Origin of the sequence: Vibrio sp. J2-4 (assembly GCF_021728155.1) — a bacterium.
Classification (GTDB): domain Bacteria; phylum Pseudomonadota; class Gammaproteobacteria; order Enterobacterales; family Vibrionaceae; genus Vibrio; species Vibrio diabolicus.
Window position 1 is genome coordinate 926,274 of sequence record NZ_JAKKCN010000002.1, and the last position, 14,902, is coordinate 941,175.

Annotated in this window: 14 protein-coding genes; 12 read left to right on the top strand and 2 right to left on the bottom strand. The window is 44.3% G+C overall.

The features are described 5' to 3' along the window. The first annotated feature begins 9 nt into the window (after nt 1-9). The 5 genes from L3V32_RS09630 (at nt 10) to L3V32_RS09650 (ending at nt 5,260) form a co-directional block, all read left to right on the top strand. Nucleotides 10-1,047 carry an imelysin family protein gene (locus L3V32_RS09630; RefSeq protein WP_237284185.1) on the top strand — a complete coding sequence of 346 codons (1,038 nt, stop codon included), beginning with the start codon at nt 10-12 and terminating at the stop codon, nt 1,045-1,047. Then, nucleotides 1,028-2,110, top strand: a complete 1,083-nt coding sequence (locus tag L3V32_RS09635; protein WP_225462155.1) for a DUF1513 domain-containing protein — start codon at nt 1,028-1,030, stop codon at nt 2,108-2,110. The genes L3V32_RS09630 and L3V32_RS09635 overlap by 20 nt, the downstream gene beginning before the upstream one ends. A 141-nt stretch (nt 2,111-2,251) precedes the next feature. Next, nucleotides 2,252-3,793 (top strand): murein L,D-transpeptidase, encoded by a 1,542-nt coding sequence (locus L3V32_RS09640; protein WP_225462154.1) that lies wholly within the window; start codon nt 2,252-2,254, stop codon nt 3,791-3,793. 166 nt (nt 3,794-3,959) lie between these two features. Beyond that, on the top strand, nt 3,960-4,508 hold the full coding sequence (locus tag L3V32_RS09645) for a DUF882 domain-containing protein (RefSeq protein ID WP_074191505.1): 549 nt from the start codon (nt 3,960-3,962) through the stop codon (nt 4,506-4,508). Nucleotides 4,509-4,603: 95 nt separating this feature from the next. Beyond that, nucleotides 4,604-5,260, top strand: a complete 657-nt coding sequence (locus L3V32_RS09650) for an MBL fold metallo-hydrolase (protein WP_048625699.1) — start codon at nt 4,604-4,606, stop codon at nt 5,258-5,260. Between the two features lie 18 nt (nt 5,261-5,278). Here the strand turns inward: L3V32_RS09650 and L3V32_RS09655 are convergent, their stop codons facing one another. Continuing rightward, complete coding sequence (locus L3V32_RS09655) at nt 5,279-5,944, bottom strand: DUF2982 domain-containing protein (RefSeq protein ID WP_048625698.1); 666 nt, start codon at nt 5,942-5,944, stop codon at nt 5,279-5,281. 273 nt (nt 5,945-6,217) lie between these two features. On the opposite strand from L3V32_RS09655, the gene L3V32_RS09660 reads away from it, so the two are divergent. The 6 genes from L3V32_RS09660 (at nt 6,218) to L3V32_RS09685 (ending at nt 12,220) form a co-directional block, all read left to right on the top strand. Beyond that, nucleotides 6,218-6,622: a hypothetical protein gene (locus tag L3V32_RS09660; RefSeq protein ID WP_005394736.1), complete on the top strand. Its 405-nt coding sequence runs from the start codon at nt 6,218-6,220 to the stop codon at nt 6,620-6,622. Nucleotides 6,623-7,036: 414 nt separating this feature from the next. Next, complete coding sequence (locus L3V32_RS09665) at nt 7,037-8,128, top strand: TRAP transporter substrate-binding protein (RefSeq protein ID WP_005394734.1); 1,092 nt, start codon at nt 7,037-7,039, stop codon at nt 8,126-8,128. A gap of 115 nt (nt 8,129-8,243) precedes the next feature. Next, a complete protein-coding gene (locus tag L3V32_RS09670; protein ID WP_012841642.1) occupies nt 8,244-8,783 on the top strand; it encodes a TRAP transporter small permease subunit in 540 nt (179 codons plus the stop codon). 12 nt (nt 8,784-8,795) lie between these two features. Then, on the top strand, nt 8,796-10,082 hold the full coding sequence (locus tag L3V32_RS09675) for a TRAP transporter large permease subunit (RefSeq protein ID WP_237284186.1): 1,287 nt from the start codon (nt 8,796-8,798) through the stop codon (nt 10,080-10,082). Between the two features lie 151 nt (nt 10,083-10,233). Further along, nucleotides 10,234-11,589: a cache domain-containing protein gene (locus L3V32_RS09680; RefSeq protein WP_005394729.1), complete on the top strand. Its 1,356-nt coding sequence runs from the start codon at nt 10,234-10,236 to the stop codon at nt 11,587-11,589. Beyond that, nucleotides 11,582-12,220: a response regulator transcription factor gene (locus L3V32_RS09685; protein ID WP_005394727.1), complete on the top strand. Its 639-nt coding sequence runs from the start codon at nt 11,582-11,584 to the stop codon at nt 12,218-12,220. Before L3V32_RS09680 ends, L3V32_RS09685 begins: the two co-directional genes overlap by 8 nt. Nucleotides 12,221-12,260: 40 nt before the next feature. Here L3V32_RS09685 and L3V32_RS09690 read toward each other — a convergent pair whose 3' ends face one another. Next, nucleotides 12,261-12,737 carry a MarR family winged helix-turn-helix transcriptional regulator gene (locus L3V32_RS09690; protein ID WP_031780419.1) on the bottom strand — a complete coding sequence of 159 codons (477 nt, stop codon included), beginning with the start codon at nt 12,735-12,737 and terminating at the stop codon, nt 12,261-12,263. Nucleotides 12,738-13,124: 387 nt separating this feature from the next. On the opposite strand from L3V32_RS09690, the gene L3V32_RS09695 reads away from it, so the two are divergent. Beyond that, nucleotides 13,125-14,696 carry a BCCT family transporter gene (locus L3V32_RS09695; protein WP_005394723.1) on the top strand — a complete coding sequence of 524 codons (1,572 nt, stop codon included), beginning with the start codon at nt 13,125-13,127 and terminating at the stop codon, nt 14,694-14,696. Nucleotides 14,697-14,902: the final 206 nt, after the last annotated feature.

The following is a 14,902-nucleotide window of genomic DNA, read 5'->3' on the forward strand; positions in this document are numbered from 1 at the left end:
GAAGCAACCATGAAAAAAACACTGTTAATGAGTGCGATTGCCGCAACGTTAAGTTTGGTTGGTTGCCAATCGACAGTCGGTTCAAGCTCTGCTAAGCCTGAGAGTACAAGTCATATTTCTCAAGCGGTCTACGAAGTTGAGTTTCAATCTGCGCAGACGTTTTTAGCGCAAACCACAGAACTTGAACAAAGCTTCGCGGATTACTGCTCATCAGAGACGAAAGATGATGCGCAAGTAAAACAGCAATGGCACCAAACTATGCTGACGTGGATGGCATTACAAGGTCAAGAGCGTGGCCCTGCTACGGCGTTGGAGCAAAGTTGGAATGTCCAGTTTTGGCCAGATAAAAAGAACACCACTGGCCGAAAAATGTCTGTGCTGACGAAATCTGACCAAGTTTGGAGTGCGGAAAAGATCTCCACGCAAAGTGTTACTGTACAAGGCCTAGGTGCACTAGAATGGCTGCTTTACGATAAAGCGTCGACCTTATCTAGCAACAGCAATACCTGTGCGACAGGTGTTGCAATTGCTGAAAACCTAGAGAACAAAGCGCAGATCATCGCAGATTCTTGGGCACAAAATCCTTGGAAGTCGTTAGAGATGACGGAATGGAAATCCGAATACATTTCGCTGCTCTCTAATCAGCTTGACTACAGCATGAAAAAGCTGAGCAGACCGTTAGCTAAAATTGGTCAGCCTCGTCCTTACTTTTCTGAATCTTGGCGTTCAGAGACGTCGCTTTCAAACTTAAAAGCAAACCTTGAAGCAATGGAAGCGCTGTATCTTGCCAACGGTAATGGTCTAGATACTCTACTAAGAGAGCAAGGCCATGCAGGTCTCGCAGACCGTGTTGTTCACCAGTTTGAAATGGCGTTGGAAACATGGCCGGAAGATAAGAGTTTGTTCACGGCTTTACAAAGTAAAGAAGGCTACCGCATGGTAATCGCTCAATACAATAAGCTAGAGCAATTGAAGTACTTGATCCATGAAGAGGTGGCGATCGAGCTTGGCGTGGTTATAGGATTTAATGCAACCGATGGTGACTGATCAAACCCGCCGAACCTTACTGAAAGCCGCACTCTTTGGTGCGGCCGCACCTATGATGCCATTTGGTTGTGCTTCAACACGTTCACGTCAACCAGCGTTGATTGGCTGCTCAATCATCGGCCGAGATAAATACGCAGCGGTAGTGGCCGATGAGCATGGTATGCCGCTATCTTCGTTGCCGATTCCTGAGCGTGGTCATGGTGTGGCGACCAACCCACAAGGTCACGCTGTGGTCTTTGGTCGTCGACCAGGAACTTTCTTCATGGTGTTTGATTATCGCTCTGAGCAGATGATCAAGCTGCAGCTAGCAAAACCGGATCGCCATTTCTATGGTCATGGTGTTTACTCCCGTGACGGCACGTTGCTATTTGCGACAGAAGGAGAAAGGGGCACAAGCCGTGGGATCATCGGTGTTTATGATGTGCAAAAGCAATATCAAAAGATCGATGAGTTAACGGGTTTTGGCCTTGGCCCTCATGAAGTGATCATGATGCCTGATGGCGCATTAGCGATTGGCGTCGGTGGCGTACACACCAACGGCCGTGAACCGCTCAATCTTGATAGCATGAGACCAAGTCTGAGTTACCTTTCACAAGAAGGTGAGCTGTTGGATCAAGTCTCTTTACCAGATCATAAGTTGAGCATCCGTCATTTAGCGCATGATGGTGCAGAGACGGTACTGTGTGGTCAGCAATATCGTGGAGAGCCGGATGAATACCCAGCGTTGCTTGCGATGCACATTCGTGGAGGTGTGATGCAATCTTTGCATGCGGAACCCGAAGAGTGGGCGAGATTTAATCACTATGTCGCGAGTATCGCGGCGACGGATGAATGGATCCTTGCGACTTCTCCTCCGGGCAGTTGTTATGGGATATGGTCCAAAGCTACAGGGAAGTTGGTTGAGTTAAGTGCTTTGCCAGATGCATCGGGAGTGGTGACATATGGAAAGGAATTCAGGGTCAGCTCTGGTGCTGGCAAAGTGATTGAGCAAAGGCCAACGACACATAAAAGCGCTTCTTTTAGTGGTGTTCAATGGGATAACCATTGGTCAAAGATTGTTTGAACCCAAGTAGATAAAGAAACTTGATGTTAATTTCGACATCAGATTCTTAATTTTAAACCTGCAAGCTGTGAGATATTTGCCATACTTTTCATTATGGCAAGTAGCGCAAGGATCGTTTCAGTGTTTGCTAGGGTTTTAATCATGACGGCACTTATGGTGCCGTTTTTCAGCTTTTCTACCGTCGTTTCTCTCGAAGCTTCTGCACAAACAGAGCAAGAGGGAGCGGTACAAAAGCTGTCTGTCGAAAAAATGATCCATTATCCAGAGGTGATTGACCAGCTTTATCAAAGTACCAATTACCGTTTGAACTGGGAAAATGAAAGCGATATTGAGCAGTTTCTTTTTCAAGTAAACTTGGTTGCTCTTGCTGGCGTCACGGACGAATTCGAGAATCAACTCCATCGTATAAACCAAGTTCGATGGCAGGGAGATAACCTCGACTTTGATTTGGTGATGACAGATTCACTGTTGATGTATCTCAGCTATCTCGAGCAGCTCCCTGAAGAAGGTATCAACTGGTTATTTGCTAACAAAGCCCACGTGATTTTACCTGCTCCTAGCATCGATACTTTGTCCGTACTGAGTAACGAAATTACGGTTGGCAAACTTAGTCAATTCTTAGCAAGCCTTCGCTCTCCTTTACAAACGGACGAAGCTTTTTATTCCGCTTACTCCTCTTTATCCGAGCACGCTCAGTATCAATATCCAATCTATGAACAAGCGGGACTTGCCCGTGTCGGTGACCAATTAGAAAATAAACCGCTTCTGATTGAGCGTATGGAAGTGGTTGGTGTGGATGTATCGTATTTAGATATCACGACCCAACAGTATGATGAAGAATTAGAGTTAGCGGTGAAAGAGTTTCAGCGTATTCATGGCTTGAAAGAGGATGGGGTGATTGGCCCGAATACCATTCGGTGGATCAACTTTTCTCCTCAAGAACGATTGCATCTATTGGCGCTGAACTCAGAACGTTCAAGGATTTGGTCCAAAGACAGAGATAATGTTGTCTTTGTAAATGTACCTGGATACGAAGTAACGTATTGGCACGATGGTCAACCGCTGTTCGAGTCTAAAGTTGTGGTTGGCAGAGCCTCAAGAAAAACACCAATCATGTCGGGAACTCTTGACTCCGTCATTCTCAACCCCACATGGAATGTGCCATGGACCATAATGGTGAAAGACATCATTCCTAAAGTGAAACGTAATCCGATGTATTTGATTAACCATAACATTCAAATCATCCGGTCTTGGACGTCAAACGAAATTATTGACCCTACAACCATCAATTGGGCGACGGTGAATCCGAGAACATTTCCTTATCGTATGCGACAGGCATCGGGATTACACAATGCATTGGGATTGTATAAGTTTAATATGCCAAACCCCCAAGCTATCTATTTGCATGATACGCCAAGTAAAAACTTGTTCGAACGAGATAGACGTGCATTCAGTTCCGGGTGTGTCCGCGTTGAGCATGCTGACCAGCTGGCGGAGCTCTTATTCAAAACTCAGGGACTAGAAGAGCGCTTAGCGAAAAAACGGGAAAGTACGCGTCGCTCTAACACGTCGGTTCCTTTAGGAGAACGCATCCAAGTGCACATTATTTATCAAACCGCATGGCTAGAAGAGGGAACACTTTACTACCGAGATGATATCTATAAATACGATCACCGTAGTTGAAATCTTTAAGTAAAATTTACAAAACTAAGAATCTTCTGTTTGCTCAATAATTAAGCGTCAATCACCACATCTTAAAATTAGGGTGGAGCGATTTATGCATTTGACGTGACAAAGGTGTTTGGGTAATGTCCGCGACTTGTTTAGTTGTTGAGCATTGTTTTTTGAAATGGTAAGTCGTAATTTTTCCCGCCGAGATTTCCTTAAAATGACCGCTGGTGGCGTGGTATTGGCATCTGCCTTGCCATCGATTTCATGGGCTTCATTCCCTGACGAGCCACGTGAGTTGGCGATGAACAACCTTAATACTGGAGAGCTCCTCGAAACATGCTATTTCGATGGTAAACGCTATCTTGATGATGAACTAGAAAAGCTGAATGAGTTTTGTCGTGATCACCGTAGAAACGAAGTTCATCCGATGGATCGACGCTTGTTCGATCAAATCAGCCAGATTCAAAAGCTGATCGGTACAGATGCAGAAGTCATTGTAATTTCTGGTTACCGTTCGCCTTTGACCAATGCGTCCCTGCGCAAAGGGGCTAGCGGAGTGGCAAAGAAAAGTCTTCATATGGAAGGTAAGGCCATAGACTTCCGTCTTGATGGAGTGAAATTGTCTACTGTACGCGATGCAGCAATTAGCTTGAAAGCTGGTGGTGTTGGGTATTATCCAAGTAGTAACTTTGTCCATATCGACACAGGTGCTGTGCGTTCTTGGTAAGTCAATAGCAAGCCTCAGCAGGTCTTGAAGTCGCATGGGGTTAGTGTCATAGTTGCGCCAGTTTTAACGCAAATTTGTTTGGTAATAGGTTTTCTATGGCTCTGAAATACCAAGTTGTCCCAGTGACATCTTTTTCTCAAAACTGTTCTATCGTGTGGTGTGATGAAACGATGAAAGGCATCGTTATTGACCCAGGCGGTGACGAAAAGCAACTTGCTATGCTCATTAAAGAGCTTGGCATCGAGATCGTCAACTTGGTGCTAACCCATGGTCACCTAGATCATGTTGGCGGAACAGAGCCGCTGGCTGCAATGCTTGGTGGTACTGAGATCATTGGCCCTCATAAAGCGGATAATTTTTGGCTACAAGGTCTAGAAGGGCAAAGCCAAATGTTTGGTTTCCCATTGACTGAAGCCTTTGAACCGCATCAATGGTTAAATGAGGGTGACACTGTCACATTTGGTAATCAAGTATTAAAGGTATTCCACACACCAGGTCATACCCCTGGTCACGTTGTTCTTTATAGTGAAGAAGCGCGATTGGCGTTTGTGGGCGACGTATTGTTTAACGGTAGCATTGGCCGAACTGACTTCCCACAAGGTGATTTCAATACCTTGATTAGCTCTATCAAAGAGAAATTGTGGCCTTTAGGCAATGATGTCACGTTTGTCCCTGGTCACGGCCCTCAATCGACTTTCGGTCACGAACGTAAAACTAACCCGTTCGTTGCTGACGAGATGCCGCTTTACTAAAAGCGCGTGTAGTAAGCATTATTCTGGCTCGGCGGCAGCTAAGTATCGCCGAGTCAGTCCCACAAAATCCTCTGCTTCACGATCTAGGTCACTGGCTGATATAAACAGATCGTAGCCGTAAAATCCTCTTTGATATTTCATACGGTTGGCGAGCATCGCCAGTAAGCCTTTATACTCAACCCCGTTGCTGTTTATGTATGGCTTAGGATCAAGCACCATATCTTCAAACTTTTCTTCACACTGATTCTGCTTCGCACCTAAATAAAGTAGTGCGCGTTGGCTAAGGAGAATTTCTGTCGCTATACGAGGGCAGATCGAATCCAAATAAGGTGAGTAGTGTTTTAGACGAATACCAATCCAAGGTAGCGGCTGATGCCACCCTTCCTGCTGGTAGCTACAAATCCCTATTGACTCAATATTTCGCCATCGGACGACCCATCCGCCTTTAAAAAGATGTTGTTGGAAGTGAGAAGCTGTCAGCGTAAAAGTGACTTGGCTTTTTTTGATCATCAAGATGGCGAAACCAACAATTGCAGACATCAAAATGACCGACAACATGGCTTGCTTCCATCCCGGAGAAATGACAACCAAAAACAGGGTTATCAGTGCAACGAGCAACAAAAGTATTCTGTTGATAGGGGAGTCGGGTTTGAAATGTGAATTTGTTAGGTGCAGCGTTTCCATGCTTATAACCTCATCGAATACTTGATCAAAAATGCGTGGATGACTAAATATGCATTGACTTGCATTTGAAATAAAAGAAACCTCTGTTTTTATACCCAGTATTCAATAAATCCGTTCATAAAATATCTGATTAAATAGTAGACGTTCTATGCTTTGAGCGCATTTTTCATCGCGTTTCGCCGCTAAAACCTACAAATTGCTTGTGAATTTTGGTATAAAACGCGCTTCAAATTTTCATCCCTGCTGAGATGCAGTGAACTGGAGAAATATTCAATGAGACTTGCTCATAAGCGTAAAGTGCAGATGAAACTGCAAAAACGCATTAAAGCGACAGTAGCAAACTTAGCTGCAGCACCTAAAGCAGTGAAGCCTGTTGCCGAAAAAGCAGTAGCACCTTCTGTTGCTGAAAAAGCTGTTGCGGAGAAAGTAGTAGCTGAGAAAAAAGTAGCTGCAGTGAAAACAGTTGATGTTGCCCTTACTCCTAAGCAACAACAAGTATTAGACATCGTTGTAGCAAATGCTGAAGGTATCAATCCTAAAGGCATTGGTCTAGCTGCAGGTCAAGAAGATACTAAAGCGGCATCATGGGCTACTGGCGCACTGAAGAAGCTTCTTGAAGAAAACCTAGTTCAAAAAGAGCAGTTAGCAGGTAACAAAGTTATCTACAAAGCAGTTTAATTACCGCTACCGTTCTAGCTTGAATACCTCGGCCAATGCCGGGGTATTTTTTTATCTTCGTATTGAAAATAATCTATTAGGAATTGATTTTAACGCTGCCAATAAGTGCTTTGTCACATTTTCTTAAATACTATGTAAATTTTTTGGCAGAGAAGTACGTACGTATCATTTTTCTTTTTGCCTCGTTACAGGAAAAGTAACTCATTAATTTTATGATAGTTAAACTTGTCGCATAACAGCTGTCCTACGTAGTTATACGTAATACCTAAGGCTAATGTCTTATTGATGAATTACTCGCTTCCGTGTTCATGCCCATTTCGCATTCGACAACATTGTTACATCTTTTATACCGAATACAGCCAATCCTAATGAAATGGATGACAACAATAACCTTGGTGATAAAGGACGTGAACGATGAGTCTAATCCAAAAATCTTTAAAACGAGTGCTCAAAACAACCGCTGTCGTTGCCGCGATGACATTCGTTGTGACTTCTGCAAATGCTGCTGAAAAAGTCTATCGTTTAAAGCTTGCTGAAACTTGGGGACCTAACTTCCCTATTTTTGGTGATGCGACAAAAAACATGGCAAAAATGGCAGAGGAGATGTCCAACGGGCGTCTGCAAATCCGTATTGATTCCGCAAACAAGCACAAAGCGCCTTTTGGGGTGTTTGATATGGTTAAGTCTGGTCAATACGACATGGGCCACTCGGCGTCTTACTACTGGAAGGGCAAGGTTCCAAACACACTTTACTTCACTTCTATGCCTTTCGGTATGTTACCAACTGAGCAGTATGCGTGGTTTTACTACGGCGGTGGTATGGAGCTGATGGAGAAGGTGTACTCTCCACATAATTTGATGTCTTTCCCTGGCGGTAATACCGATACTCAGATGGGCGGGTGGTTCCAGAAAGAGATCAAGTCCGTCGAGGATTTGCAGGGTTTGAAAATGCGTATCCCAGGTTTTGCTGGTGAGATTTTGGCAGAGTTAGGTGCAAAACCAACGAATATCGCCCCTGGTGAGCTATATACCTCTCTAGAGCGTCGCACAATTGATGCCTTGGAGTGGGTTGGTCCATCATTGGACTTGCGCATGGGCTTCCACAAAATCGCGCCATACTACTACACAGGTTGGCATGAGCCAGCAACTGAGCTTCAGTTCCTTGTTAATAAGCGTACTTGGAACCGTCTACCTGATGATCTAAAAGCGATTTTACAAGTAGCAATGAAAACCGCCGCTTACGATATGTACACGCAATCGAAACACGAAAGTGGCAAAAACTGGGCATCTATCAAATCTGAATACCCAAATGTTGAAGTCAAAGACTTCCCGCCTGAAGTAGTAGCTGCGTTGCGAGAAGCAAACGATCGTTTGTTGAAAGAGCACGCAGAAAAAGATGCTTTGGCGAAAGAGATTCAAGAGTCGCAAGCGAACTACATGAATCAAGTTCGACCTTGGTCAGACATTTCACACCGAGCTTACTTAAACAGTCAAGCTCAACAATAACGTTATGACGCAGGCGACGCCGAGAGGTTTAGCCTGCGAACGAAGCCCAAGAAAACTTCATAATGAATGCTCCGCACCATAGCGGAGCGTATCCAAACGTTCCACGGAGTTCGGAATGAGAAGTCTTATTTATATTGAGCGATTATTTAACCGCTTTAGCGATTTCCTCGGATGGTTGTCCAGCATCCTGTTTATTTTATTGTTGGTGAATGTGGTTTACGACGTTGTGATGCGATATGTATTCAACGATGTATCCATTGCATTCCAAGAAATGGAATGGCATCTATTCTCCGCCGTATTTCTGCTTGGTGTGCCTTACGCGATTAAGTCTGGTGGCCATGTTCGCGTTGACATTTTTTATGAACGCTTATCTTACAAAGCACAATCCATCATCGACATCATAGGCACGCTATTTTTCTTATTCCCTTTTTGCCTACTGGTGGCTTGGTTTGGTATCGATTTCGCCAAAGAAAGTTACGCGCTAGGCGAGACGTCTGGTGATCCAGGCGGATTGCCATATCGTTGGATCATCAAAGCGATGATTCCGCTGTCATTTTTCTTTATGGCAGTTAGTGGCATTGGACTGCTGCTGCATTCGATCAACAAGATTGTTAACCCTCATCTTATCTATGCCGGTAATAACGGTAAGTCGTAAAAGGAAGTCATTATGATCGGTATAGTGATGTTTTTTGTCGCGCTCTTTGCGCTTTTATTGGGATTCCCCGTTGCCTTTACTTTTGGCGGTATTGCACTGATTTTTGGTGTTTGGGCTGAAGGCATCGAGATGTTTGCTTTCATGCCATATCGTATTCAATCCATTATGGAAAATACGGTGCTAATGGCCGTACCATTGTTTGTCTTCATGGGACTAGTACTTCAGAAGACGAAGCTTGCAGAGCAACTGCTTGAGTCGATGGGACGTCTGTTTGGCGGCGTCCGTGGTGGTATTGCTATTTCGACAGTATTAGTTGGCGCACTACTTGCCGCGTCAACGGGCGTAGTCGGCGCATCGGTTGTTGCGATGGGGCTGATCTCACTCCCTGTGATGCTTAAATACAATTACGACAAAGGCTTGGCGTGTGGGACTATTTGTGCGTCTGGTACCTTGGGACAAATTATCCCGCCTTCTATCGTATTGATCTTGTTAGGGGATGTACTCGGCGTTCCGGTCGGAGACTTATTCCAAGCTGCAATCTGGCCCGGTATCACGCTCGTCGGCGCCTATGTTATCTACATTCTTATTTACGCGAAGTTGAATCCTCAAGCCGCACTGGCGATAGAGCGCGATGAGTCGATTAGTCGAAAGCAAGAAGTGTTCACCGCGCTGAAAGCCGTTTTACCGCCACTAGCACTGATCATTGTGGTATTGGGCTCCATCTTTGCTGGGATTGCAACGCCAACAGAGTCAGCGGCTCTGGGCGGCGCTGGTGCGATAGTTCTGTCGTTACTGTATAAGCAGTTTAGTTGGTCGATGATTTATGATGCATCGAAAGAAACCGTTAAAGTAACCGCAATGGTCTTTGCTATTTTGCTAGGGGCAACCGCCTTCTCAATGGCATTTACCTACACTGGCGGTGATTATCTAGTCGAAGAGTGGATGCTAGAACTGCCTGGAGAAAAGTGGGGCTTCCTCATCATTACCATGGTGGTGATTCTGATTTTAGGCTTCTTTATCGATTTCGTTGAAATCTGCTTTATCATCGTGCCAATTATTGCGCCGGTCGCTGAGTTGATGGGTATCAACATGACGTGGTTTGCGATTCTTATCGCAATGAACTTACAGACATCATTCCTAACACCGCCATTTGGTTTTAGTTTGTTCTATCTAAAAGGCGTCGCACCTGCAGGTGTCACTACGCGAGATATTTACAAAGGTGTGATGCCGTTTATCGCGATTCAAATTGTCGTGTTGGCTTCTTTGCTGTTCTTCCCTGGCTTTTATGGCATGAGTTGAACACTCGATAATAAAAGAGATTTTGTGAACTGAGAGTTTTTACCTTTTGAGGCAAGTTGTTAAGCTGCTATTTATGTCTAGGCGGACGAAGTCGAGTTATTTGTGCTGCTAAGATAGTGAGCTGTAAAGCAGCGTTTCATGGAGGAAAGGGATGCCTCTCAAAGCAAAGTTAATTCTGCTGACATTGATACCCGTGGTATTGGTGTCAGCGAGTATCAGTTGGATTTCTATCTATCAAACCAAGACTCTTGGCAAAAGAGAGGTAGAGATCTTTCATCAAAACCTGATCCAATCAAAAGAGGCGGCGTTGAAAGATACGGTCGACGTCGCCTTTGACTCCATTTCTTATATCTACAACGATCCAACCTTAGAAGAGAGCGTTGCTAAAACACGCGTGAAAGCGATTTTAAACCGTTTAAGCTACGGAGCAGACGGCTACTTTTTCGCTTACGATAAATATGGTACCAACCTTGTACATCCTGTTCTCCCAGAGCTAGTCGGGGAGAACTTACTCTATCTTGAAGACGAGAATGGCGATCGTCTAATCGAAGCTTTGTTGTATCAAGCTCAATCAGGTGGTGGATTTCATCAGTACCTGTGGCAAAAGCCATCTACGGGTGAAGTCGTCCCAAAGCTTAGCTACGCCGCATGGCTCGATAAGTGGGAATGGATGATAGGGACAGGGCTCTATATTGAGGACGTCAGTCAAGAAGTTGCCAATATGCGTGCTGCGGTGAACAAAAATATCGAAACGACTTTTTTCTCGGTAGTCGTGATCTTAGCGGTGACCGTTGCTGTAATTATCGTTCTCACTTTAGCGATCAATTTGCATGAACACCGTCTTGCCGATAAAAACCTTAAAGAGTTGGCACATAAAACCGTCATGTTTCAAGAGGATGAGAAAAAGCATCTAGCGAGAGAGTTGCATGATGGAATCAACCAGTTGTTAGTTTCTAGTAAATGTCATTTGGATTTAATGAGTCATAGACTGGAAGACGAAAAACTCAAATCCCACTTAGACAAATCGCAACGCTCATTGGTCACCGCGATAAATGAAGTAAGGCATATTTCTCATCAACTTCGCCCTAGCGCCCTTGATGATATCGGCTTAGAGGCGGCACTGACCACTTTACTGCAAGACTTTCACTCTCACTCTGGGATTGATATAGAAAGTAATTTTGATACTCAGCAGTACAAACTGACGTCGGAAGTCGCGACGACCTTGTATCGTGTTGCTCAAGAGTCTTTGAACAACATCGAAAAACACGCAAGAGCGAAAAAAGTGACGGTTACTTTGCAAAAAATGGGCAATATGCTGCAATTACTCATACGTGACGACGGTGTTGGCTTTGTGGTTAACCAAGCAGTGCACCAACAAGGGATTGGGTTAAGGAACATGCAAGAGCGTGTAGAGTTCATTGGTGGTGAGTTTGAACTGATGAGTGAGCTTGGTTTAGGAACAGAGATTACCGTGCTGCTTAATTTGGATGAATTAGTTTATGGATAAACCGATTAGTGTGGTGATTGTTGATGATCATCAAGTGGTCTTAGATGGCTTCATGGCTCGCTTGGAGTTAGAGCCTGATATTGAAGTGGTCGGTACAGCAAGCAATGGGCTGGAAGCGATTGAAGTCGCAAAGCACCTTCAGCCTGATGTCATCTTGATGGACATTAGCATGCCGATAATGAACGGTATTGAAGCGACAGGGGTAATTAAAGAAGAGCGACCAGAAAGCAAAATACTTATGCTGACCATGCACGATAACCGTGAATACATCATGAAGGTCATGCAAGCTGGCGCAGTAGGGTACATGCTCAAGGAAATCTCGGCCGAGAAAATGGTGCAAGCAATAAAAACGGTGAATCAAGGTTCAACGTATTTCTGCGAGTCTGTCACACAAACGCTTTTTACCCAAGAGGTGGTGCCAGCCACTCAAAAAACGAATCCACTTAGCCGCAGGGAAGAAGCGGTGCTTAAATTAGTCGCTCAAGGAAACAGCAGTAAGAAAATCGCCACACTACTTAACATTAGCTACCGAACGGTAGAGACGCATCGCCACAACATTAAGCACAAGTTGGATTTACATTCGACGGCGGAGCTAGCGAAATATGCGTTTGAAACAGGGTTAACGGAGTAGGAGAGTAGTGCCCGCAAAAAGCGAGCACGTTAGAGCGAAATTAATCGACTTTTGTAATGCTGCCAAGCTCTAGCATTGGAGCGACATCGATATCCTCTGCATTCATCATTGTTGAGATGCGTTGAACGGAAGATAGCAGCAGAGACTGCTCCCATTCTTCCAATTTTTGGAATCGATTAATGAAGTGTTCCTGCAATGGCGTTGGTGCTTGCTTTAGGGCTTCTTGGCCTTTGCTGGTAAGTACAGCATGCACTTTACGTTTGTCTTGAACACTGCGTTGACGCTCAACAAACTGGCCTCGTTCTAGTCTATCTAGAATGGTCGTTGCGGTCGCTTGGCTCATGTTAGTGTGGCTAGACAACTGTTTAATCGTTACGTTATCTAACTCATTGATAGCACGCATCAAAATCAACTGTGGAGCGGTCAATCCAGACTCTTTGCTCAGCTTTTTAGAATGTAAATCAATAGCGCGGATGATCTGACGAATCGAGACCAATACTTCTTCGTACTTTTCCAATTTATTCATCCAGTCTGTAGGGAACATTTATCGAGGCGACACTAACTTAAATGCGCCCTTATTTAAAGGGGTGGAATCAAAAATTACCACTACAATTTTAAGTAGTGTCTCCAATTTCATTTTGTCGCGTCGTGTAGACAAAATAAGAAGACCTAAAATTATTATAGCAATAAATGTTTGTGGTCTAACTATTGCGCTAGTGGTTTATCCTTTTAAAGGCGGAAATTGCTGAGTGAAAAGTAAGTTATTGGATTTTTTCATAGCAAAAAGATAGACAAAAACGTGTCAAATGATAGGATCTTGCGCCTTCACGGAATGTAAAACGTATCGTGTTCGAAAGATTTTTTTGTTTGGTACGTAAAAACAGTACAAAAATAGAGAGGAACGATGACAAAGGGTATAGATAAGTACAGTATCGATAGTACCGACTATACGGTAGGTCAAGACAACGTTCAAAAATGGGGTTTTGATGTTCATAACCCAGTTTTTGGTATTAGTGCAGGTTTAATTGCGCTGTTTCTTGTCGCTGCATTAGTTCTAGATGCACATACCGCAAAGACGGCACTTGATGGGCTGAAATGGAAGATCATTGGTTCATTCGATTGGTTGTTCATTATTGCAGGTAATATTTTCGTTATTTTCTGTTTGGCACTTATCGTTTCGCCAATGGGTAAAATCCGCCTAGGTGGTAAAGACGCTGTTGCCGATTACTCGTTCATGTCATGGCTTGCAATGCTATTTGCGGCTGGTATGGGTATCGGTTTAATGTTCTGGAGTGTCGCAGAACCTGTCGCTTACTTCACTGGTTGGTATGAAACGCCACTCGGTGTTGAAGCAAACACACCAGAAGCAGCGAGATTGGCACTGGGTGCGACGATGTTCCACTGGGGTCTTCACCCATGGGCAATTTACGGTGTTGTAGCACTTTCTTTAGCATTCTTTGCCTACAACAAAGGTTTACCGCTTTCTATGCGCTCGATCTTCTACCCGCTTCTGGGTGATCGCGCGTGGGGCTGGGCTGGTCATATCGTGGATATCTTGGCCGTTCTTGCGACCCTGTTTGGTCTTGCAACGTCACTGGGCTTAGGTGCACAACAAGCGGCAAGTGGTATTCATCACGTATTTGGTGTTGAGCCAGGACTGGGCCTACAAATCGTCGTCATTACCGTTGTAACTTTGCTTGCTGTTGTTTCAGTCGTACGTGGTATTGATGGTGGCGTTAAAGTCATTAGTAACATCAACATGGTTGTGGCGTTCTTGCTACTGATTCTTGTTGGTCTTATCGGTTGGGCTGCGAGTTTAGGCTCGATTCCAACCACACTTATGGCATACGTAGAGAATATTATTCCGCTAAGTAACCCGTTTGGTCGTACAGATGAGGCATGGTTCCAAGGCTGGACAGTATTCTACTGGGCTTGGTGGATTTCATGGTCACCATTCGTAGGTATGTTCATTGCGCGTGTTTCTCGCGGTCGTACCGTTCGCGAATTCATTACAGCCGTTCTATTGGTTCCAACCGCTGTTACTGTTGTTTGGATGTCAGTATTTGGTGGTCTAGCGATCGAGCAAGTTGTTGATAAAGTAGGTGAGTTGGGCACGAATGGTTTGACTGACGTTTCACTTGCTATGTTCCAAATGTTCGATGTTCTTCCATTTGGTAGCATGCTTTCAATCATTGCTGTTGTGTTGGTACTTGTGTTCTTCATCACGTCTTCTGACTCTGGTTCACTTGTTATCGACAGCATCACAGCGGGCGGTAAAGTCGACGCTCCTGTACTTCAACGTGTTTTCTGGGCATTTATGGAAGGTGCAATTGCGGTTGCTCTACTGTGGATTGGTGGCTCAGAAGCAGTTCAAGCGCTTCAGGCAGGTGCAATTTCTACAGCACTACCGTTTACCTTCATTCTGCTTGCAATGTGTGTGAGCTTATTGATGGGTATGAGAACAGAACGTCAATAACTCAGGCATTTTATAAATCTGTCTGAGTAACAAGTAATCAAAAGGCCAGCATTTTGCTGGCTTTTTTTGTGCGGTTTTTATGACGGTGAGACAAAAAAATGACACATGAAAGTTCATATTTTACAAAGAGTTAATGTGCTATTTTGTTTTTTAAAAATTAGTGAATAGTCGTGAAAAAGTGTGTAATATTCACACACCTTAACTGT